19 protein-coding genes are annotated in these 20,292 nt (G+C 60.3%); 14 read left to right on the top strand and 5 right to left on the bottom strand.

The annotated features are described in order from the left end of the window. The first annotated feature begins 28 nt into the window (after positions 1 to 28). From VQ575_RS25270 to VQ575_RS25280, 3 genes are all read left to right on the top strand, one after another. Positions 29 to 1,366 carry a M16 family metallopeptidase gene (locus VQ575_RS25270; protein ID WP_325918655.1) on the top strand — a complete coding sequence of 446 codons (1,338 nt, stop codon included), beginning with the start codon at positions 29 to 31 and terminating at the stop codon, positions 1,364 to 1,366. Continuing rightward, complete coding sequence (locus VQ575_RS25275) at positions 1,359 to 2,828, top strand: M16 family metallopeptidase (RefSeq protein WP_325918657.1); 1,470 nt, start codon at positions 1,359 to 1,361, stop codon at positions 2,826 to 2,828. The genes VQ575_RS25270 and VQ575_RS25275 overlap by 8 nt, the downstream gene beginning before the upstream one ends. Before the next feature lie 79 nt (positions 2,829 to 2,907). Further along, complete coding sequence (locus tag VQ575_RS25280; RefSeq protein ID WP_045157218.1) at positions 2,908 to 3,900, top strand: hydrolase; 993 nt, start codon at positions 2,908 to 2,910, stop codon at positions 3,898 to 3,900. A gap of 3 nt (positions 3,901 to 3,903) precedes the next feature. Here the strand turns inward: VQ575_RS25280 and VQ575_RS25285 are convergent, their stop codons facing one another. Then, positions 3,904 to 4,758, bottom strand: coding sequence for a sulfurtransferase (locus VQ575_RS25285; RefSeq protein ID WP_325918658.1), 855 nt, complete (start codon positions 4,756 to 4,758; stop codon positions 3,904 to 3,906). 37 nt (positions 4,759 to 4,795) lie between these two features. Continuing rightward, positions 4,796 to 5,467, bottom strand: coding sequence for a TetR/AcrR family transcriptional regulator (locus VQ575_RS25290; protein WP_039590862.1), 672 nt, complete (start codon positions 5,465 to 5,467; stop codon positions 4,796 to 4,798). A 149-nt stretch (positions 5,468 to 5,616) separates the two neighbouring features. Here VQ575_RS25290 and VQ575_RS25295 point away from each other — a divergent pair, with 149 nt between their 5' ends. From VQ575_RS25295 to VQ575_RS25315, 5 genes are all read left to right on the top strand, one after another. Beyond that, positions 5,617 to 7,047 (top strand): coniferyl aldehyde dehydrogenase, encoded by a 1,431-nt coding sequence (locus tag VQ575_RS25295; protein WP_198723962.1) that lies wholly within the window; start codon positions 5,617 to 5,619, stop codon positions 7,045 to 7,047. Between the two features lie 27 nt (positions 7,048 to 7,074). Continuing rightward, entirely contained in the window at positions 7,075 to 7,626 is a 552-nt protein-coding gene (locus VQ575_RS25300; RefSeq protein ID WP_045157221.1) for a hypothetical protein, read from the top strand. Between the two features lie 139 nt (positions 7,627 to 7,765). Then, positions 7,766 to 9,361, top strand: coding sequence for a GMC family oxidoreductase (locus VQ575_RS25305; RefSeq protein WP_045157222.1), 1,596 nt, complete (start codon positions 7,766 to 7,768; stop codon positions 9,359 to 9,361). 115 nt (positions 9,362 to 9,476) lie between these two features. Beyond that, positions 9,477 to 9,956, top strand: a complete 480-nt coding sequence (coaD, locus tag VQ575_RS25310) for a pantetheine-phosphate adenylyltransferase (protein WP_007897855.1) — start codon at positions 9,477 to 9,479, stop codon at positions 9,954 to 9,956. A 133-nt stretch (positions 9,957 to 10,089) separates the two neighbouring features. Further along, positions 10,090 to 10,341 (top strand): YfhL family 4Fe-4S dicluster ferredoxin, encoded by a 252-nt coding sequence (locus tag VQ575_RS25315; protein WP_003206534.1) that lies wholly within the window; start codon positions 10,090 to 10,092, stop codon positions 10,339 to 10,341. An 89-nt stretch (positions 10,342 to 10,430) separates the two neighbouring features. Here the strand turns inward: VQ575_RS25315 and VQ575_RS25320 are convergent, their stop codons facing one another. The 3 genes from VQ575_RS25320 to VQ575_RS25330 are packed head-to-tail and all read right to left on the bottom strand — an operon-like array spanning position 10,431 to position 12,518. Continuing rightward, complete coding sequence (locus VQ575_RS25320) at positions 10,431 to 10,751, bottom strand: multidrug transporter (RefSeq protein ID WP_198723957.1); 321 nt, start codon at positions 10,749 to 10,751, stop codon at positions 10,431 to 10,433. A gap of 54 nt (positions 10,752 to 10,805) precedes the next feature. Then, positions 10,806 to 11,618 carry a bifunctional DNA-formamidopyrimidine glycosylase/DNA-(apurinic or apyrimidinic site) lyase gene (gene mutM, locus VQ575_RS25325; protein WP_198723955.1) on the bottom strand — a complete coding sequence of 271 codons (813 nt, stop codon included), beginning with the start codon at positions 11,616 to 11,618 and terminating at the stop codon, positions 10,806 to 10,808. A 30-nt stretch (positions 11,619 to 11,648) separates the two neighbouring features. Next, positions 11,649 to 12,518: an HDOD domain-containing protein gene (locus VQ575_RS25330; RefSeq protein WP_039590425.1), complete on the bottom strand. Its 870-nt coding sequence runs from the start codon at positions 12,516 to 12,518 to the stop codon at positions 11,649 to 11,651. 179 nt (positions 12,519 to 12,697) lie between these two features. On the opposite strand from VQ575_RS25330, the gene VQ575_RS25335 reads away from it, so the two are divergent. The 6 genes from VQ575_RS25335 to ilvD all read left to right on the top strand — a co-directional run bounded on the left by VQ575_RS25335 (position 12,698) and on the right by ilvD (position 20,279). After that, entirely contained in the window at positions 12,698 to 13,237 is a 540-nt protein-coding gene (locus tag VQ575_RS25335; protein ID WP_039590424.1) for a type 1 glutamine amidotransferase domain-containing protein, read from the top strand. 105 nt (positions 13,238 to 13,342) lie between these two features. Then, positions 13,343 to 14,539 carry a class I SAM-dependent rRNA methyltransferase gene (locus VQ575_RS25340; protein WP_039590422.1) on the top strand — a complete coding sequence of 399 codons (1,197 nt, stop codon included), beginning with the start codon at positions 13,343 to 13,345 and terminating at the stop codon, positions 14,537 to 14,539. Positions 14,540 to 14,964: 425 nt separating this feature from the next. Further along, on the top strand, positions 14,965 to 16,032 hold the full coding sequence (locus tag VQ575_RS25345) for a SagB/ThcOx family dehydrogenase (protein WP_039590420.1): 1,068 nt from the start codon (positions 14,965 to 14,967) through the stop codon (positions 16,030 to 16,032). Then, positions 16,029 to 16,982, top strand: a complete 954-nt coding sequence (locus tag VQ575_RS25350; protein ID WP_039590418.1) for a diiron oxygenase — start codon at positions 16,029 to 16,031, stop codon at positions 16,980 to 16,982. Before VQ575_RS25345 ends, VQ575_RS25350 begins: the two co-directional genes overlap by 4 nt. Next, entirely contained in the window at positions 16,975 to 18,180 is a 1,206-nt protein-coding gene (locus VQ575_RS25355) for an MFS transporter (RefSeq protein ID WP_325918659.1), read from the top strand. Before VQ575_RS25350 ends, VQ575_RS25355 begins: the two co-directional genes overlap by 8 nt. 257 nt (positions 18,181 to 18,437) lie before the next feature. Continuing rightward, the gene (gene ilvD / locus VQ575_RS25360) at positions 18,438 to 20,279 is read left to right on the top strand and encodes a dihydroxy-acid dehydratase (RefSeq protein WP_039590415.1); all 1,842 of its coding nucleotides are present in this window, start codon (positions 18,438 to 18,440) and stop codon (positions 20,277 to 20,279) included. Positions 20,280 to 20,292: the final 13 nt, after the last annotated feature.

Consider the following 20,292-nt stretch of genomic DNA (forward strand, 5'->3'; position numbering starts at 1 on the left):
TCTGTAATTCACTGAGGACGATACATCCATGGACTTTTTCCGCAGCCGGATGCTGCTTGTTTTTTGGCTGGCGCCACTAATCGCCCAGGCCGACTCCCCACCGCCCCACGAATTCACCCTGGACAATGGCCTGAAGGTGGTGGTACGCGAAGATCATCGTGCGCCACTGGTCAGCTCGCAACTCTGGTTCAGAGTGGGTTCGGCCGACGAAGCGCCAAGCCGTTCAGGGCTGTCTCACGCACTGGAACACATGGTCTACAAAGGTAGCCACAAGAGTTGTGCGGGCGAGGCCATGGAAATCCTGGGTTCCCTGGGCGCTCAATACAATGCCTTTACCGGGAAAGATGTCACCGTACATCATCAAACTCTTGAGCCTCGTCACTTGGGCGTCGCGTTCGAACTGATGGCAGACCTCATGTCAACTGCGCACCTGCGCGCCGAAGACTGGTTGCCGGAAATCGCCGTCATCCAGGAAGAACGGCGCGAGGGCCAGGACCAACCTGGGGAGCTGGCCCTGGAACGCTTTCTTAGCCTGGCCCACCTTTCAAGTGGCTACCGCACGCCCACCATCGGCTGGGCACACGACCTGCAGCGACTCGACATCGCTGACTTGCGCGACTGGTATCAAACCCGCTATGCGCCGGGAAATGCCGTGTTGGTCGTGGTTGGCGATGTCACGCTTGAACAGGTCAAGCGGCTGGCACAAAAGTACTTCGGTGCGGTAGCCGCCCGTCCTTTCACCATGGCGCGCGCACCACTGGAGCTGGACCGACCCGGCGAGCGCAGGCTCATCCTTAATGTACCCGACGCCTCTCGGCAATTACTGATTGCGTTCAATGTCCCGGTGCTGGTGACCGCCGAGCCTCCACGAACCGTGCACGCCCTGCGCTTGCTGCAAACGCTACTGGCGGGTTCAAGCAGTGCCCGCCTGCAATCGCAGCTTCAATTCAAGACCTCGCTGTTCTCCACTCTATCTTCCCAGTACAACTGGCTGGCACGTGGCGACGGTCTTTTGTTGATCGACGGCCATATCTCCAATGCCTACACCGGCTCGCTCGATGACGCGGAGGCGCGCGTGTGGCAAGAAATTGAAAAGCTACGAACCCATCCCCCCGCGGCTGATGAACTGGAACGAGCCCGCACGCAACTGATCGCGCAAAACATTTACGGCCAGGACTCGATAGAAGGGCAGAGCTATTACCTCGGCGCCCTGGTAAGCAACGGTCTGCCCTGGCGATCGATGAACGACGAAATTGCCGACCTGAAAAAAGTGACTCCGGATGACATCCGACAAGCCGCCGCGACCTATCTGACCCGCGATCGCCTGGCCATAGCTCAAGTCCACCGGGAGCAAACCCATGAATAAACCAGCTCACGTAGGTTGTCATGCGTTGTTGGTCATCGCACTGTTGGGTTGTTGCGCACAGGCTTTGGCCGATACCGTTTCTCATAGCTCCAATGTGCGTCTGCAATCACTTCTTGAGCCAGACATTGTCGCACCCCAGCCGCGCGCCCTGACCGTCAAGGGTTGGAAAACAACGGCAGGCAGCAAGGTCTTGTTCATCCGTACGACGGCAGCGCCGATGTTCGATGTCCATGTCAGCTTCGAGGCGGGAAGCGCCCGCAGCAATATCCCTGGCCTCGCCGGCGCAACCTACAACATGCTCAGCGAAGGCGTGCCAGGTATGGAAAGCCATCAAGCAATCATCGGCACCTTCCAGAGTCTGGGGGCGAGGCTCAGCATGGATATAGGTCTGCACCGCAGCGAATTTTCCTTGCGCAGCTTGAGCGAAGTGGAAAAGCGCGCTCCAGCCCTGCGGCTGTTTTCGCAAATGTTGGGCAGTCCTCTCCTTAGTGACGACGCATTGGTAAGGGCAAAAAACGAGGCGAAAGACATACTGCTGCGTGGCATACAGAACCCGACGAGCTTCGCGTTCCAAACCCTCAAGGAACAACTGGCCCCCGAACGTCCCTATGCTCAACCGACGTTCGGCACAAACGAGGCGTTGGAATCCCTAACGCGCCAAGCGGTACAGGACTTCCATCGGCAAGCCTACTCGGCTCCAACGGCGCAGATCACCTTGGTCGGCGACCTCACGCTCGAACAGGCGCAACTGATCAGCCAGCAGATCAGCAGCGCCTTGCCCGGCAGCCGCCACGCCGTCGCCGGTCCCAACAGCTCCTCCTCGGCTGGCACGCCAAAAAACAGCCATATAGAACGGGAGCTGCAACAAACCCAACTTTTGCTCGCCCAGTCCACCGTGCCGCGCAAGCATGCCGACTACCTTGCGCTGGACGCAGCAAATATGATTTTCGAAAACCGATTGATGACGGAGCTGAGGGAAAAACGCGGCCTGGTGTATGGCACCGAGATTCTGCAGTGGGACTGGGCCGATGGCGCCCTGGCTGTCATCTCGCTTCGGACCAGTCCACACTTCAGCCAGGGCACTCAGACGTTGCTGCGTTCAATGTTCACCGACTATCTGCGCGACGGACCAACGCAACAGGAAGTTGACCAACTGAAACGCCGGATGAAGAGTTCGATTGCTCATGACACCGCCAACAATTCACAGATTCTCGATCAGTTGATCAAGATAAACCGATATGACCTGCCGCTGGATCTGGACCACACCGTCCAACAAATGCAGAAACTGACCCCCAAGCAAATAAAGGACGCACTGAATCGGCACCTTGAAGCCGATGGCTGGCACGTTCTGACGGTGGGCCCCACGGCTGAGCAGCAACCTTTGCCTGCGCCAGTGTCGCCGTCGGCCGATCCGCTCCAACAGGACATATGTCGCGCCACGCAGACCTTTATGGCAATTTAACGCTGCAGCGCCAGGCGCACCTTTACGCCTGGCGCCTATGCTTGAAATAACGAGATCCTACGTGCTTGCAGCTTCCTCCATGTCCAGCCAGCAATTTACACCGGCCTTTGGCCTGGCCAATCCACACCTGCAAACCTTGTGGGGGCCATTATGGCGAAAATCCTACCCCCTCAACCGTGAACGAGAGCGGCTGTGGCTGGAAGATGGCGACTTCCTCGATCTCGACTGGTACGGGCCCCATAGTGCCGACGCGCCGTTGGTGCTGGTGCTTCACGGGCTGACCGGTTCTTCCAGCTCGCCCTACGTGACGGGCTTGCAACGAGCACTCGACGACCAAGGCTGGGCCAGTGTCGCGCTGAACTGGCGCGGGTGCTCGGGGGAGCCGAACCTGCTGCCCCGCAGCTATCATTCAGGCGTCAGCGAAGACTTGGCAGCCACCCTGACCCACCTGCGGAGCCGACGACCATTGGCCCCCCTGTTTGCAGTGGGCTATTCCCTCGGCGGCAACGTCTTGCTCAAGCACTTGGGCGAGACCGGCAACGACAGCCAACTGCAGGGCGCGGTGGCCGTTTCAGTGCCGTTTCGCCTGGACCAGTGCGCCGACCGTATCGGACAGGGGTTTTCCCGGTTCTACCAAGCGCACTTCATGCGCGAGATGGTGGCCTACGTACGCAACAAACAACGCCAGTTCCAGCATGACGGACGCCACGAAGGGCTTGCGGCCCTGGCCGCGCTGGGCTCGCTGGACAACATGCGCACGTTCTGGGATTTCGATGGGCGAGTCACTGCGCCGCTGCACGGGTTTTCGGACGCGGCGGACTATTATCGACGCGCCTCCAGCCGCTATTTCATGGCGGGGGTCAAAACACCGACCTTGCTTATCCAGGCAGCCGACGATCCGTTCGTATTTCCCCACAGCTTGCCCGAGCCCGATGAGCTATCTGCGTCGACCCGGCTCGAACTGCATACCCGGGGCGGACACGTCGGGTTCGTCGACGGGACGTTGCGGCGCCCCGGCTACTATCTGGAAAGGCGCATCCCCAAATGGCTGGCGAGCCTGGGACACGGTTGAGCATTACTCGCCCTTCGCCACGCCCCGCTGTGGATCCGTGATCCACTCACTCCAGGAACCGGCATATAGCTTGCCCAACGGATATCCTGCCAGGCACAGCGCGAACAGGTTATGGCATGCCGTTACGCCGGAGCCGCAATAGGCCACCAAACCGGTCGGCGAGCGATCACCGAGTTTTCCGGCAAAGCGCTGCTCGAGCTGGTCGGCCGGCAGGAAACGTCCATCGGCGCCCAGGTTGTCGGTGAACGCCGCGCATTGCGCGCCCGGAATATGCCCGGCCACCGGGTCGATCGGCTCGACTTCCCCCTTGAATCGCGGCAATGCCCGCGCGTCCAGCAAGGTCATTTGCGGTTGGCCGAGGCGTTGCTGCAGCGCTTGCGCGTCCACCAGCAAATCCGCGTCCGGCGAACCATTGAAGGTGCCGGGCGCGATGGCAGGCGGATCGAGACTCAGGGGCAAACCCGCCGCGTGCCAGGCCTTGAGCCCGCCGTCGAGGATGTGGACGCCCTCACGCTTGCCCAGCCAGGCCAGCAACCACCAGGCCCGCGCGGCGTAGGCACCGGGGCCATCGTCATACAGCACGACGTCACTGTCGTTATTGATCCCCCAGGCCCGCAGGCGCGCAATCAACGCGTCAGGCTCAGGCAGAGGATGTCGCCCGGTCACACCCCTGACGACCGAGCCGCTCAGATCGCGCTCAAGGTCGGCGTGGGACGCACCGGCAATATGGCCTTCGGCGTAGCTGCGCTGGCCGTAGTCCGGATCTTCGAGGGCAAAACGACAATCAAGAATCACCAGCCCGGGCCGTGATCGCCTCTGTTCGAGGGCTTGGGGGCTGATGAGTTGCGCGATGGGCATGGCGAGCTCCTGTGGCTGAATCAAGCAGGTCCGACCCTTACTGCCCTTCTTCCAGGGTCTGGGCCAGGGGGACGTAGAATTCTTTGAACAACGCATCCACCGCTTCACGGGCCTGGTCGGTCACGAAACCCGCTTCGAGCACCAAGACCTGATACACGCCACGCTTGATGGCTTGTTCGCTCAGGTGGTTGGAATTTTCCCGGGTCGTACACAGGAACCGTACCCAGGACGTGAGGATGATCCATGCGTTAAGGGTCAGTGATTCGATCTGCACGCGGTCCATTTTCAAGATGCCGGCAGCGACGAACCCCTCGTAGATCGCGGTGCCATGAATCAGGCAGCGCTGGGAAAATCGTCGATAACGAGCCGCTAGTTCCGGGTCACTGTCGAGCAGGTGCTCCAGGTCCCGATGCAGGAATCGGTAGCGCCACATCGCCGATAGCAATTCCTGCAGGTAAAAGCGCTTGTCATCCACCGTGGACAGGCGGCCCTGGGGCGGGCGCAAGAAGCTGTCCACCAGGTTTTCGTACTCACTGAACAGCACGGCGATGATCGCCTGCTTGTTGGGGAAGTGGTAATAGAGGTTGCCCGGGGACATCTCCATATGAGCGGCAATATGGTTGGTACTAACGCTGCGCTCGCCCTGCCGATTGAACAGCTCGAGGCTGTTCTGCACGATGCGCTCGCTGGTTTTCATTCGTGGGGCCATGGCTTGGGCTTTACTGAAAAAGTGATCGAAGGGCATCTTACGACCTATCGGTCACAGGATAAAACCCAAGCGATCTACAGAGGCTCATTTGACTTTTTAGAGCATAAGCTCTAGAAAGCACCGACTCCAATAAAAATCCGGTGCCCGCCATGCCCGCTGACGTTGCTTACCTGCACGAGTCCCAACAGCACCTGGACGAACTCCAGGCGCTCTTCAACGCCCAGCGCCAGGCCTACGCGGCTCACCCGATGCCGCCGGCCGAGCAGCGACGGCAATGGCTCAAGGCATTGGCCGAATTGTTGAGTACTGAACGGCAGGCCCTGATCGATGCCATCAGCGAGGATTTCAGCCACCGCAGTGCGGACGAAACGTTGTTGGCCGAGCTGATGCCGAGCCTGCACGGTATCCACTACGCCAGCCGGCACCTCAAAGGCTGGATGAAGCCCTCCCGGCGCAAGGTTGGCGTGGCTTTCCAGCCAGCGTCGGCCAAGGTGGTCTACCAGCCGCTGGGGGTGGTCGGGGTCATCGTACCCTGGAACTATCCGCTTTTCCTGGCGATCGGCCCCCTGGTCGGGGCGCTGTCGGCGGGCAACCGGGTGATGCTCAAACTCAGCGAATCGACCCCTGCCACTGGCTTATTGCTCAAGCAATTGCTGGCCCGGATATTTCCCCAGGACCTGGTGTCCGTCGTGCTTGGCGAAGCGGACGTTGGCATCGCATTTTCCAGGCTGCCGTTCGATCACCTGCTGTTCACCGGCGCAACCAGCGTGGGCAAGCACGTGATGCGTGCCGCTGCGCAGAACCTGACACCCGTTACTCTCGAACTGGGCGGAAAATCCCCCGCCATCGTTTCCAGTGACGTCCCGCTTGAACACGCCGCCGAGCGCATCGCCTTCGGCAAGACGCTCAACGCCGGACAGACCTGTGTCGCACCGGATTATGTGCTGGTGCCGCAAAACCGTGTCGGGGCGTTCGTCGAGGCGTATCGCGAGGCCGTGCGCGGGTTTTATCCGACGTTGATCGACAATCCGGACTACACCGCCGTCATCAACGAACGACAACTGGCGCGGCTCAACGGCTACATCGCCGACGCAACCAGCAAGGGGGCGTTGATGATCGAGTTGTTCGAGCAAAGCCAGGGCCGACGCATGGCCCACAGCCTTCTGCTGAACGTCACGGATGAAATGACGGTCATGCAGGACGAAATTTTCGGGCCGCTGCTGCCTATCGTCCCCTATGAAACGCTCGACCAGGCATTTGCCTACATCAATCAGCGACCTCGTCCGCTGGCGCTTTACTATTTCGGCTACAACAAGACGGAACAGAATCGCGTGCTCAACGAAACCCATTCCGGCGGCGTCTGCCTCAACGACACACTGTTGCACGTGGCTCAGGACGATATGCCGTTCGGCGGCATTGGCGCTTCGGGGATGGGGCATTATCACGGACACGAAGGTTTCCTGACCTTCAGCAAAGCCAAGGGCGTGCTGGTCAAGCAGCGGTTCAACGCGGCGAAACTGATCTACCCGCCTTATGGAAAACCGTTGCAGAAACTGATCCAGAAGCTGTTCATCCGCTAACCAGCGTCTTCCCGGGTAATAACAATAATGAACCCAAGCCTGACCGATACGCCCACCCTGTCCCGACGTGGCTTGCTGCAACTGAGCTTCGGCGCCAGCGCCTTCCTGGTCACCGTCGGATTGGGCGCCAGCCTGAGCGGCTGCTCCTCCGGCGAACCGGCCCGCGGGCTGGCGGCATTGCGCGACAGCGACCTGCCATTCCTGCGCGCGGTGATCCCCGTCATGCTCGATGGCGCGACGACAGCTGGAACACGCCTCGTCGCCACCGATGCCACGCTGCAGAGCCTGGATCGAGGGCTGGCGCACCTGTCGCCAGCCATGCTCAAGCTCACCCGCCAGTTGTTCGATGTGCTGACGCTGGGCGTTACCCGTGGGCCGCTGACCGGAATCTGGGGCGCGTGGGAAAACGCCAGCGCCGATGACATCCGGCAGTTCCTGAGCCGGTGGGAAAATAGCTCGCTGAGCTTGTTGCGCCAAGGCCACGGCTCATTGCTGCAAATGGTGATGATGGCGTGGTACAGCCGGCCGGAGTCCTGGGCCCATTGCGGGTATCCAGGACCACCGTTGATTTCAAGCTAGCGCCGCCGTCCTGTGGAGCGGGTTTGCTCGCCAATGCAGTTGCACATTCAACACCTATGCAAGCTGATCCACCGCCTTCGCGAGCAAGCCCGCTCCCACAGGTGACTGGTCGCCCAAAAATAACAACGAGCACCTGAACATGCCCTTACCCGACCCGTTCCGCGAAGGCCTCGCCCGTGGCTGGACTACCTACAACGGCGCGCAACTGACCCAGGACCTCGTGTTGGAGGCGGACGTGGCGATCATCGGCAGCGGCGCCGGCGGCGGCACCACGGCGGAAATTCTCAGCGCTGCTGGCTACAAGGTATTGCTCATCGAGGAAGGGCCGCTCAAAACCAGCCACGACTTCACGCTGCGCGAGGACGAGGCCTACACCAGCCTGTACCAGGAAGGCCTCGGGCGCATGAGCAAGGACGGCGCCATCACCATTCTCCAGGGACGCGCTGTCGGTGGCACGACGTTGATCAACTGGACTTCAAGCTTCCGCACACCGCCGCAGACCCTCGAACATTGGGCGACCGAGCACAACGTCAAGGGCCACAGTCCCGCCGAGATGGCGCCCTGGTTCGAACGCATGGAACAACGCCTCGGGGTGGCGCCCTGGATGATTCCACCCAACGCCAACAACGACGTGGTCCGCAAAGGCTGCGAACAACTGGGCTACGCCTGGCACGTCATTCCCCGCAACGTGCGGGGCTGTTGGAACCTGGGTTATTGCGGCATGGGCTGCCCGACCAACGCCAAGCAGTCGATGCTCGTCACCACCATACCCGCCACCTTGGACAAGGGCGGGACGTTGCTTTACCTGGCGCGGGCCGAACGTCTGGTCATCAAGGATGACAAGGTCATCGGCTTGGATTGCCTGGCCATGGATGAGCGTTGCGTGGCACCAACCGGGCGGCGCATCAAGATCAAGGCGCGGCACTACGTATTGGCTGGGGGCGGTATCAACAGCCCTGCCCTGTTGCTGCGCTCCGCGGCACCGGACCCGCACCAACGCTTGGGCAAGCGCACGTTCCTGCACCTGGTAAACATGTCGGCCGGCCAGTTCGACGACGTAATCAACCCGTTCTACGGCGCACCGCAGTCGATTTACTCGGACCATTTCCAATGGCAGGACGGTGTCACCGGCAAGATGTCCTACAAGCTGGAGGTGCCGCCGCTGCATCCGGCACTCGCCGCCACGCTATTGGGTGGCTTCGGCCCAGAGAACGCCATGCACATGGCGCAGCTGCCCCATACCCATGCCATGCTGGCGTTGCTGCGCGACGGTTTTCACCCCGATAGCCCGGGCGGCAGCGTTGAGTTGCGCAGCGATGGCACGCCGGTGCTCGACTATCAGGTTTCGCCCTACGCCTGGGATGGCCTGCGCCGGGCCTTCCACAGCATGGCCGAGATTCAGTTCGCCGGCGGGGCCCGGGCCGTCATGCCGATGCACAGCGATGCCCGTTATGTGCAAACCCTGGCCGAGGCCCGCGCGATGATCGACGGGCTCGAGCTTTCCCTCTACCGCACACGCCTGGGCAGCGCCCATGTCATGGGCGGCTGCGCCATGGGTGAAGACCCGGAGACTGCGGTGGCCGATAGTCTCGGCCGCCATCATCAACTGGGCAATCTTTCCATCCACGACGGCTCGCTGTTCCCCACCAGCATCGGCGCGAACCCACAGTTGTCGGTGTATGCATTGACGGCACAATTGGCGACATCCCTGGTCGAACGCCTGGGAAAACCTTGAAAACATGGATTATTCGCAGCGTCTATAGTGCTTTCCTGACCAACAGTCGACTTGGCCGACCGAGAAGGCTGCGATACCATCCGACTCCCCAACGGATTCCCGCCAGGACGACGCGATGAACCGAGTGTTGTACCCAGGTACCTTCGACCCTATTACCAAGGGCCATGGCGATCTGGTCGAACGCGCTTCGCGCTTGTTCGATCATGTGATCATTGCCGTCGCTGCCAGCCCTAAGAAAAACCCACTGTTCCCGCTGGAACAACGGGTGGAATTGGCTCGCGAAGTCACCAAGCACCTGCCCAACGTGGAAGTGGTCGGCTTTTCGACACTGCTGGCGCACTTCGCCAAGGAAAAAAATGCCAACGTGTTCCTGCGCGGCCTGCGTGCGGTCTCGGATTTCGAATACGAGTTCCAACTGGCGAACATGAACCGTCAATTGGCGCCGGACGTCGAAAGCCTCTTCCTGACGCCGTCGGAACGCTACTCCTTCATTTCCTCGACCCTGGTGCGCGAAATTGCGGCGTTGGGCGGCGATATTACCAAGTTCGTCCACCCGGCCGTCGCCGATGCGCTGACCCTGCGCTTCAAGAAGTAGCCGGCTGTGCCGCGGGCCAGCCCCGCAGCACAGCGCAGTCCATCGCGCCCGCGTGCACTGTGCGCGTGATTGCGGCACAATTGCGCCTATTCGTTTTCAACTGCCCGGGCCCAACGCCCCGGCCGGAGCCTGCATGTCCCTTATCATCACCGACGACTGCATCAACTGCGACGTCTGCGAACCCGAATGCCCGAACGAGGCCATTTCCCAAGGCGAAGAGATCTACGTCATCGACCCGAACCTGTGCACCCAGTGCGTCGGCCATTACGACGAACCCCAGTGCCAGCAAGTCTGCCCGGTGGATTGCATCCCGCTGGACGAGGCTCATCCGGAGACTGAAGAACAGTTGATGGCGAAGTATCGCAAGATTACCGGCAAGGCTTGAGCCGGTAATTTGTAGCGTCCATACCGACCCCTTCGCGAGCTGGCTCGCGAAGGGGCTCTCAGCCGCTGCGAAGATTTAATTGTCGACCTCTATTCCTGCCGCTCGAACCCCTCCCCCACGCACCCCAGGCATCGCACGAACGTGGCTTTTGCCGGGTCCACCACCAATGCCTTGCCCGCATCGCCAACACCGCCACCCAGCGCGGTAAAGGGCAACGATACGACAAACGCCCCGGCACCGATCACGGTGGCGGCGAGCAGCAAAGGCCGCGCAATCAGCAAGTCGCCGATCATGGCGTAGGCGGGTGGGTTCTGGATGGTGTAGCGCGGATCACCGCTCTCGGTGTTTGCCGCGGCAGGCAAACTGACACCCAGCAAGAGCGCCAGAACGAAAGGTCGAAGCAGATTCATGAGGCCATCCTTCGGCTAAATCAGTTGATTACTGACTATAGACCGTAGGACAAATCACTTCTGGCAGCGTGGACACCAGACGCTGGCGCGCTGCCCCAGGCGTATCTCCCGCAGTCCCGTGCCGCAGATCTTGCAGGTCTGCCCGCCTCGTCCGTAGACGAACAGTTCCTGCTGGAAATAACCAGGCTGCCCGTCTCCGCCGATGAAATCCCGCAGCGTGGTTCCGCCGCGCTCAATGGCATGGGCGAGGATGCGCTTGATCTCGATCGCCAGTTTCAGATAGCGCGCCCGGGAGATGCCCCCCGCTTCGCGACGCGGGTCGATCCCGGCGGCAAACAGCGCTTCGGTCGCATAAATATTACCCACGCCGACGACGACCGCGTTATCCATGATGAACGGCTTGACCGCCATGGAACGGCCCCGCGAAAGCTGGAAAAGTCGCTCGCCATCGAACAGATCGGTCAGCGGCTCCGGCCCAAGGCGGACCAGCAACTCATGGTTGAGCGGATCGAGGCTCCAGAGCATCGCTCCAAAACGGCGGGGGTCGGTGTAGCGCAGGGCCAGGCCGGACTCCAGTTCGATATCCACGTGTTCATGCTTGGCCGCGGGCATGCCGATTTCAACCAGCCGTAGATTGCCGGACATGCCCAGATGGCTGATCAACGTGCCGACTTCGGCATTGATCAGCAAATACTTGGCCCGCCGCTCCACCTGCACGATGCGCTGCCCGGAAAGGCGCACATCGAGGTCTTCAGGAATCGGCCAGCGCAAGCGGCGATCGCGTACCACGACGCGACTGACCCGCTGCCCTTCGAGGTGTGGCGCGATTCCGCGGCGCGTAGTTTCGACTTCCGGCAGTTCTGGCATGAGGCTCTCGACTAAGGCGAAGACTGGCGTTCAACGAGTGGCCAGGTCGCGTATTTCCTGTTTCTGGGTCTGGAAGTCATATTCCGACAACCCGATGTAATCGAGCACCAGCGGTCCAACACATTCCCATTCGTGATCATCGGCCTGGTTACCCAGCACGCGGTGGGAAGCGCAGATGTTTTCCGACATTTTCAGGATCGCCAACAGGTTTTTCAGTGGGCTGTTATTGCGCGAAGTCTCATCGCTGAAAATGGCCAGGGCGTTGTGGTGATTGGCGATGGCCTGGCTGACGTGGTCCGGCAGGCGCCAGGATTTGGAAGTGTAGTAACCGACCACGGCATGGTTGGTATTGAACACGCGGTTCTCGGTGTCCACCACGCGGCATTCGGCACTGGCGTTGGCGTAGGCTTCCTCCAGCACGCTCATGTAGGTGGGGAACTGCTTGAGCATCAGCGGCACACCACAGTCGTGGAACAACCCGAGGGCGTAGGCTTCATCACCATTTTGCAGACCGACGCGCTTGGCCAGGGTCAGGCAGGTCATCGCCACGTCCTGGGCCGTGTCCCAGAAGCGATTCAGGGTGACGATGGTGTCGTCGTGCAACTCACCCTTGATCGATTGGGCGTTGATCAGGTTGATGATCGAACGACTGCCCAAGAGGTTCACCGCGCGCTGGATCGAGGTGATCTTGTTGCTCAAGCCGTAATACGGCGAGTTGACGATCTTGAGCAAGGCCCCCGAGAGGCCGGGGTCCTGGGAGATCAGCTTGGCGATGGTCTCAAGGTCCGGGTCGGGCATGTACTGCTCCATCTGCAAATCCACCATGATTTGCGGCTGGGGCGGGACACTGATGCCTTGCAGGGAGTGTTGGATCTGTTCGGCGGAAAGCTCTTTGGACATGGATACGCACTCTGGGCCAGGCGGGGATTCTAACCCTTAAAGATGAATCCGACACACCGCCGGGTAGTCCGGCGGAACTTTCATTCAAGCCTCGGCTTCGGATTTTGTAGAGCCGACAGCCAAGCCTGCATACAGGCCTAGGTCGGCAGCCCACCCACTCAGCTTGAGGAGATTCTTTCATGCCCGGCTCCCTGAATGAAAAACGCGTAGCCATCCTGGTGACAAATGGTTTTGAGCAGGCCGAACTGACCGGTCCGAAACAGGCGCTGGAACAGGCCGGGGCCAAGGTGGAGATCGTTTCGGCCAGCGAAGGACAGGTCAAAGGCTGGAACCATGACCAGCCGGCGGACGATTTCCAGGTCGACCTGACCTTCAAGGCCGCCAATGTCGATCAATACGACGCTGTGGTGCTGCCCGGCGGAGTCCAGAACTCCGACACGATCCGCATCGATCCCGACGCACAGGACCTCGTCAAAGGCTTCGAGGCGGCCGGCAAACCCATCGCGGTGATTTGCCACGGTGGCTGGTTGCTGGTGTCGAGCGGGCTCGTCAAAGGCAAGACCATGACCAGCTACAAGACGCTCAAGGACGACTTGACCAATGCCGGCGCGAACTGGGTTGATCAGGAAGTCGTCACGGATGGCAAGCTGATCAGCAGCCGCCAGCCCGATGACATTCCTGCCTTCAATCGCGAGTTGATCAGCGCATTGTCTGCGTAAAGCCATGACGGCGAGGCGAGCGACGCTTCCTCGCCGCATGTCCAGCACAAGCCCCGCAAAGGTTGCAACACGGTATACTCCCGCTCTTTTTTCCGGAGCGACGTCATGTCCCTGCCTAGCCTGCGCCTCAAAGCCAACGCCGACCGTCGCCTGCGCGCCGGCCACTTGTGGGTCTACAGTAACGAAATCGACGTGGCCGCCACCCCGCTGCACGGTTTCAAGGCCGGCGACCAAGCCCTCCTCGAAGCCGCGGGCGGCAAGCCGTTGGGCATCGTCGCGATGAGCCCGAACAACCTGATCTGCGCGCGCTTGCTGTCCCGCGATGCGAAGCTGCCATTGGACAAGTCCCTGCTGGTCCACCGCCTCAATGTAGCGTTGTCCCTGCGCGAACGCCTGTTCGACAAGCCGTTCTACCGCCTGGTCTACGGGGACTCCGACCTGTTGCCTGGCCTGGTGGTGGACCGCTTCGGCGATATCCTGGTGGTGCAGATCGCCTCCGCCACCATGGAAGCCCATAAGGACGACGTGATCGCCGCCCTGACCCAAGTGCTCAAGCCCAGCGGCATCCTGTTCAAGAATGACTCCGCCGCCCGCGATGCCGAAGGCCTGGAGCGCTACGTCGAAACCGTATTTGGCCTCGTGCCGGAATGGGTTGCCCTGGAAGAGAACGGTGTGAAATTCGAAGCGCCGGTCATGGAGGGCCAGAAAACCGGCTGGTTCTACGACCACCGCATGAACCGCGCACGCCTGGCCCCCTACGCCAAGGGCAAGCGCGTACTGGACCTGTTCAGCTATATCGGCGGCTGGGGCGTGCAAGCCGCGGCGTTCGGGGCCAGTGAAGTGTTCTGCGTCGACGCATCGGCCTTCGCCCTCGACGGCGTGGAACGCAACGCGGCCCTGAACGGTTTCGCCGAAAAGCTGACCTGCATTGAAGGCGACGTGTTCGAAGCCCTGAAAGAACTCAAGGCCTCTGAAGAGCGTTTCGATGTCATCGTGGCCGACCCGCCCGCCTTCATCAAGCGCAAGAAGGACCTGAAGAATGGCGAAGGTGCCTATCGCCGCCTCAATGAGCAAGCCATGCGCCTGCTCAGCAAGGACGGCATCCTGGTCAGCGCTTCGTGCTCGATGCACTTGCCCGAAGACGATCTGCAAAACATCTTGCTGACCAGCGCCCGTCACTTGGATCGCAACATCCAACTGCTCGAACGCGGCGGCCAGGGACCTGACCATCCGGTGCACCCGGCCATCGCGGAAACACGCTACATCAAGAGCATTACGTGCCGCTTGCTGCCTAACAGCTAAGTCACCGCTGGGCGTAGCCACTGTCGCGCCCAGCACTTGAACAGTGCAATTCCCGACGCAGCCCAGGCTGCGTTTTTTTTTGCGCGCCATGTAAGAAAAGTTACCGCAGCACGAAGACAAAGCCGACACTTACACTATTTGTATGAACTATCCCACGCAATTACTGGAGCCGTCCTACCTGATATTCGCTTGCCAAGCCCTCGCTAGAAACTATCATTGAACTGTCACACCGGAAGTGACAACCCTTAGAAGAAAACAACACTTATCAAGCAAGGAGCCCCATCATGAAAGCTATCACCCTGGAAGTTAACAAAATCGCCAACCTGGCAGGTTTGATAACGCCAAAAGTCCGCTAAGCAAGACGACGGGGCCGCGGATCGCCGGCACCTCGGCCCCATCTTTTCAATCACAGCGGAAACAATGCCATGCATATAAACCCTTGCCTGTTCATCCTGGCGCGCCCTCCGCATCAAATAGTATGGAACTATGAACAACACACTCAATACGAGCTGGACATCTATTACACCACTCGACTGGCGCAACTTGTAAACGACCCTTCCCGATTCGACCGTTCAAACCCCATCGATATGGAACTGGCAGACAAAGGGATATTGGTCGAGGGACCAGAGAAGCACATTGAATGGAAATGGGATGAGCTCTCGAAGATATTTCATATCGGGACGAAGAACATTCCTTGCGAAAACGTCCCCCGGAATGTGAATGAATGGGCAACGCTCTATCTCCACCATTGCGCCGAAGTGCTTTCCTCTCCACCGCCTCCAGCCAGGACAAAGCAGTATCCCGTCGAGCGAATCGCCCTGGAGCGCCCTTCATGGGGCGAGCTCGGAGAGGTCTCCCTGTTACGAACACTGCTCAACCGACGCACCTCCCGCTCATTCGACAATCGCCCCATTTCCCTCGACCAGGTCAGCACCCTTCTTTACCTGACCTTGGGATACCTGAACGAACGATCATGCCCCGACGCTGGATTCGACGCGCGACGAAGCAGCCCCTCGGGTGGCGGCCTCAATGCCTGCGAAGGATATTTATACGTACGTAACGTCAAGGGACTCGATACGGGCATCTATGCCTATCACCCGGACGAACATGCGATAAGCCTGGTCCGGAGGCTGCCGGATGAACCACTGGGCCAATTGTTGTGCGGGCAGCATTTCATCAATTCCCTGCCATTCGGACTGTTCATTACTTCGCGCTTCGACAAACTCTGGTGGAAATACGGGCACTCCCGCGCCTATCGGATGGCTTTTGTCGAGACAGGCCACGTCTCCCAGAGCTTCCTGATGGTTGCGACCGCCCTGGGCCTGGATACCTGGCTGACCGGGGCCTTGGCCGATCACCAGGTGGAGCGCCTGCTCGACCTTGAGCAAGCCCCCGAACAACCGCTGTTTTTTGTCGGCTGCGGCCACGGTGACAGCCAGGTCCACTGCCCCGAGCTGATGGCGTTGCTCGACAAACAGGACGTCATGCCATGAGCGGCCCGACCTCTGCCCGGGCATCGCGTTATACCTTGGGCGATTGGGACGGCAAGGCGGCCGTGCGAGCACGTCAAGACGACTATCGCTTGCCTGACGATCTTGAGCGGCAACTGTCGAGTCGGAACTGGTTTCCCCCGGCCTTCATTCCCTACATCGAACATCCATTGGTCATACAGGCGGGCCACTCCGTTGGCCAACGCCTCGCGGCCAATCACCTGGTGTACTTCCTCGATTACACGACGATGCTGGAGCACCGGGTCGTCAACCGCTCTGTTGAAACTCTTGTCCATGGCGAACTTGCCGTGCCGATTCCGAGGCAAATGAAAACTGCGGCGCTGCAGCTTTATACCGACGAAGGCTACCATGCACTGTTTTCCCATGAGGTGGCTGAACAGATCGCTACCTTCTATGGCATTCATGAGCGCCCTCCAGCCCGGCGAATCGGCCGGCTGCTGGAAGTGATCCAGAGGTGCCCCCTCCCAAACCGCCCTCTCGCATGGTTCCTGCTGGGATTCGTCTCCGAAACGATTATCGCCAGGGAGCTGCTGACCCTTACCCGAAAAACCCTGGTAAGCACGGTCTATCGGATGCTCCGGACCCACTTGGAGGACGAGGCGCGCCACAGCCGCTACTTCAGCGAGGTTTTCAGCTACCTCTGGCCGATCCTCGACGTAACGCAACGCCAACTGGCCGCAAGGCTCCTGCTGGAGATCATCGCGCTCTATTTCGAACCGGATATGCCCTGGCTGATGCGCAGCCTCGCCAGCGTGGGATTCGATGAGCCGGCATCGCGCCAGATCGTTGCCGGGATCGTGCTGCCACACGCTCATGCCGCACGGGTCAGGTCAGGCGCGGTATCGACATTGCTGGCCATGAGAAGGGCCGGTTTCTTTGACGATGACCACAACCGTGCGCTTTTCTGCGAGGCGGGGTTCATCGATGCCTGACCTATCCGAACGCCCTTCGATTCACAAGCGAGCCATTGTCGGCCTGCTGTCGATGCTGACGCTGCTGGGCGTATTCCCAATCGATGTTGTGCTGCCCTCATTCCCGGCACTGTCTGAACACTTTCGCAACTCATCGTCTGACATTGCCCTGTCCGTCAGCCTGTTCGCGGTCGGCATTGCGCTCTCCCAGCTATTGATAGGCCCGCTTTGCGATGCCTTGGGTCGAAAGAAACTGTTGTTGATCGGCATTGCCGTCTCTGCCATCGGTGCAACGGGATGTGTATTCACGGACAATTTCTGGCTGTTCCTGTTATTTCGTATCATCCAGGCATTGGGTTGCGGTTGTTTTGTCATTTCCCAGGCCCTGATCCAGGATTTGTTCACCGGGGCGCAACAACAGCGCCTGCGTATTTTCCTGGTCACCTGCGGCGGCATCTTCATTTCCGTTTCGCCACTGGCCGGCACCGGCCTACAGAGCTGGATGGGTTGGCGCGGCAGTTTCATCGTGTTCATCGTCCTGGCCATCGGCGCATTTGCCGGCGCCTGTTTGCTCCTCGAAGGCGCGGTACAAGGCTGCCGATCCAGGCGGATGAGCCTCTTGGCGTCTTATCGAAACGTCTGCGGTCATTTCGGTTTCGTCGCCTATTGGCTGACGTCGGCGTTTGCGTTCTCCTGCCACTTTTCGTTCATCGTCATTTCGCCACTGATCTTTATCGAACAGTTACAGCTCTCCCAGGAGGCTTTCTCAATGACATTGCTGGGCTATGGGCTGGCCTACATCGGCGGGGGCGCATGCGCGACCGTACTCAGCAACCGAATCGACTCGCACGCGCAGATCATCACCGGCCTGGGCCTGATCCTGGCGGCAGGTTTAACAATGCTGGTGCTCTTCAACATCTTGGGCCTTTCCATCACTACCGTGCTGCTGCCCATGGTTGTCTGTACCGCTGGCACAACGATTGCGCGCGCGGCAGCCCATACCCAGGCGATGAACATTTTTCCGGAGCAGGCCGGTACTTCCGCCTCGGCGGGCAGCGTGCTGATTTTTGTCACGGGCGGACTGACCAGCGCCGCCATCAGCCTTTCTCCGTTCGCCCTGCCGCTCACGCTGGCGCTGTGCCTGATAGCGTTCAGCCTCCTTGGCATAACGCTCAATGCCCTGGTCAGGCATCGTCACAGAGCGTTAATGCCCGGCTGAACGTTGCCAGTCGTCATTCCAAGCGTGACATTGGTGACAGATCAGCGCTTTGCGTCATTTCATCCTGACGCCAGCGGTGTAGAATCGCGACATTCATCGCCATTCATCCCCGGCGGGTTTATGAGCTCATGCTGAGGCGCGCAGCGATCCTGCAAAGTCATCGGCCATTTCCGGACACACCGCCAATCCCGAGTGTTCCAGAGATCAATAGAAGCTCACTTCCCATTTGATACTTGATTAGCCGCCCGGAGTGCTCCATGCCTGATTACCGCTCGAAAACATCCACCCATGGCCGCAACATGGCCGGCGCCCGAGCCTTGTGGCGCGCCACGGGGATGAAGGATGACGACTTCAAGAAGCCGATCATCGCCATTGCCAACTCCTTCACCCAGTTCGTACCAGGCCACGTCCACCTCAAGGACCTCGGCCAACTGGTTGCCCGGGAAATCGAACGCGTCGGCGGCGTTGCCAAGGAATTCAACACCATCGCCGTGGATGACGGCATCGCCATGGGTCACGACGGCATGCTGTATTCGCTGCCGAGCCGCGAAATCATCGCCGACTCCGTCGAATACATGGTCAACGCCCACTGCGCCGACGCCATCGTCTGTATCTCCAACTGCGACAAGATCACCCCTGGCATGCTCATGGCCGCCCTGCGCCTGAACATCCCGGTGATCTTCGTTTCCGGCGGGCCGATGGAAGCCGGCAAGACCAAGCTCGCCAGTCACGGCCTGGACTTGGTGGATGCCATGGTCATCGCCGCTGACTCCAGCGCCTCTGACGAGAAGGTCGCCGAGTACGAGCGCAGTGCTTGCCCGACCTGCGGTTCGTGCTCCGGCATGTTCACCGCCAACTCGATGAACTGCCTGACCGAAGCGCTGGGCCTGGCATTGCCGGGCAACGGTTCCACCCTGGCCACTCACAGCGACCGCGAACAATTGTTCCTGCAGGCGGGCCGGACCATCGTCGAGCTGTGCAAGCGTTACTACGGCGAAAACGATGAGTCGGTGCTGCCACGCAACATTGCCAACTTCAAGGCGTTCGAAAACGCCATGACCCTGGACATCGCCATGGGCGGTTCCACCAACACCATCCTGCACTTGCTCGCTGCCGCCCAGGAAGCCGAGATCGATTTCGACCTGCGCGACATCGACCGCCTGTCCCGCCACGTACCGCAACTGTGCAAGGTCGCGCCGAACATCCAGAAGTACCACATGGAAGACGTGCACCGCGCCGGTGGCATCTTCAGCATCCTCGGCTCGCTGGCCCGTGGCGGCTTGTTGCACACCGACCTGCCGACGGTGCACAGCAAGACCATGGCCGAGGCCATCGCCCAGTGGGACATCACCCAGACCACTGACGAAACCGTGCATCACTTTTTCAAGGCTGGCCCGGCGGGCATTCCGACGCAAACCGCATTCAGCCAATCGACTCGTTGGGAAACCTTGGACGACGATCGCGAGAACGGCTGCATTCGCAGCGTCGAGCACGCTTACTCCAAGGAAGGCGGCCTGGCTGTGTTGTACGGCAACATCGCCCTGGATGGCTGCGTGGTGAAAACCGCAGGCGTCGACGAGTCGATCCACGTCTTCGAAGGCAACGCGAAGATTTTCGAAAGCCAGGACAGCGCGGTGCGCGGCATCCTTGCCGATGAAGTGAAGGCCGGCGACATCGTGATCATTCGCTATGAAGGTCCGAAGGGCGGCCCGGGCATGCAGGAAATGCTCTACCCGACGTCCTACCTGAAGTCCAAAGGCCTGGGCAAAGCCTGCGCCTTGCTGACCGATGGCCGTTTCTCCGGCGGCACCTCGGGCCTGTCCATTGGCCACGCTTCGCCGGAAGCAGCGGCCGGCGGCGCCATTGGCCTGGTGCGCGATGGCGACAAGGTCTTGATCGACATTCCCAACCGCTCGATCAACCTGTTGATCAGCGACGAAGAACTGGCCGAACGCCGCATCGAACAGGACAAGAAAGGTTGGAAGCCGGTGGAAGTGCGTCCGCGCAAAGTCACCACCGCCCTCAAGGCCTACGCCCTGCTCGCCACCAGCGCCGACAAGGGTGCGGTGCGCAACAAGGCGATGCTGGACGGGTTGTAACCGTCGACAGCGA

This window comes from Pseudomonas frederiksbergensis (assembly GCF_035751725.1).
Taxonomy (GTDB): Bacteria; Pseudomonadota; Gammaproteobacteria; order Pseudomonadales; family Pseudomonadaceae; genus Aquipseudomonas; species Aquipseudomonas frederiksbergensis_A.

Bases quoted from the DNA above. Each gene is read 5' to 3' on its own strand.
- VQ575_RS25270 (WP_325918655.1), top strand. From the start codon at position 29: ATGGACTTTTTCCGCAGCCGGATGCTGCTTGTTTTTTGGCTGGCGCCA.
- VQ575_RS25275 (WP_325918657.1), top strand. From the start codon at position 1,359: ATGAATAAACCAGCTCACGTAGGTTGTCATGCGTTGTTGGTCATCGCA.
- VQ575_RS25280 (WP_045157218.1), top strand. From the start codon at position 2,908: ATGTCCAGCCAGCAATTTACACCGGCCTTTGGCCTGGCCAATCCACAC.
- VQ575_RS25285 (WP_325918658.1), bottom strand. From the start codon at position 4,758: ATGCCCATCGCGCAACTCATCAGCCCCCAAGCCCTCGAACAGAGGCGA.
- VQ575_RS25290 (WP_039590862.1), bottom strand. From the start codon at position 5,467: ATGGCCCCACGAATGAAAACCAGCGAGCGCATCGTGCAGAACAGCCTC.
- VQ575_RS25295 (WP_198723962.1), top strand. From the start codon at position 5,617: ATGCCCGCTGACGTTGCTTACCTGCACGAGTCCCAACAGCACCTGGAC.
- VQ575_RS25300 (WP_045157221.1), top strand. From the start codon at position 7,075: ATGAACCCAAGCCTGACCGATACGCCCACCCTGTCCCGACGTGGCTTG.
- VQ575_RS25305 (WP_045157222.1), top strand. From the start codon at position 7,766: ATGCCCTTACCCGACCCGTTCCGCGAAGGCCTCGCCCGTGGCTGGACT.
- coaD (WP_007897855.1), top strand. From the start codon at position 9,477: ATGAACCGAGTGTTGTACCCAGGTACCTTCGACCCTATTACCAAGGGC.
- VQ575_RS25315 (WP_003206534.1), top strand. From the start codon at position 10,090: ATGTCCCTTATCATCACCGACGACTGCATCAACTGCGACGTCTGCGAA.
- VQ575_RS25320 (WP_198723957.1), bottom strand. From the start codon at position 10,751: ATGAATCTGCTTCGACCTTTCGTTCTGGCGCTCTTGCTGGGTGTCAGT.
- mutM (WP_198723955.1), bottom strand. From the start codon at position 11,618: ATGCCAGAACTGCCGGAAGTCGAAACTACGCGCCGCGGAATCGCGCCA.
- VQ575_RS25330 (WP_039590425.1), bottom strand. From the start codon at position 12,518: ATGTCCAAAGAGCTTTCCGCCGAACAGATCCAACACTCCCTGCAAGGC.
- VQ575_RS25335 (WP_039590424.1), top strand. From the start codon at position 12,698: ATGCCCGGCTCCCTGAATGAAAAACGCGTAGCCATCCTGGTGACAAAT.
- VQ575_RS25340 (WP_039590422.1), top strand. From the start codon at position 13,343: ATGTCCCTGCCTAGCCTGCGCCTCAAAGCCAACGCCGACCGTCGCCTG.
- VQ575_RS25345 (WP_039590420.1), top strand. From the start codon at position 14,965: ATGCATATAAACCCTTGCCTGTTCATCCTGGCGCGCCCTCCGCATCAA.
- VQ575_RS25350 (WP_039590418.1), top strand. From the start codon at position 16,029: ATGAGCGGCCCGACCTCTGCCCGGGCATCGCGTTATACCTTGGGCGAT.
- VQ575_RS25355 (WP_325918659.1), top strand. From the start codon at position 16,975: ATGCCTGACCTATCCGAACGCCCTTCGATTCACAAGCGAGCCATTGTC.
- ilvD (WP_039590415.1), top strand. From the start codon at position 18,438: ATGCCTGATTACCGCTCGAAAACATCCACCCATGGCCGCAACATGGCC.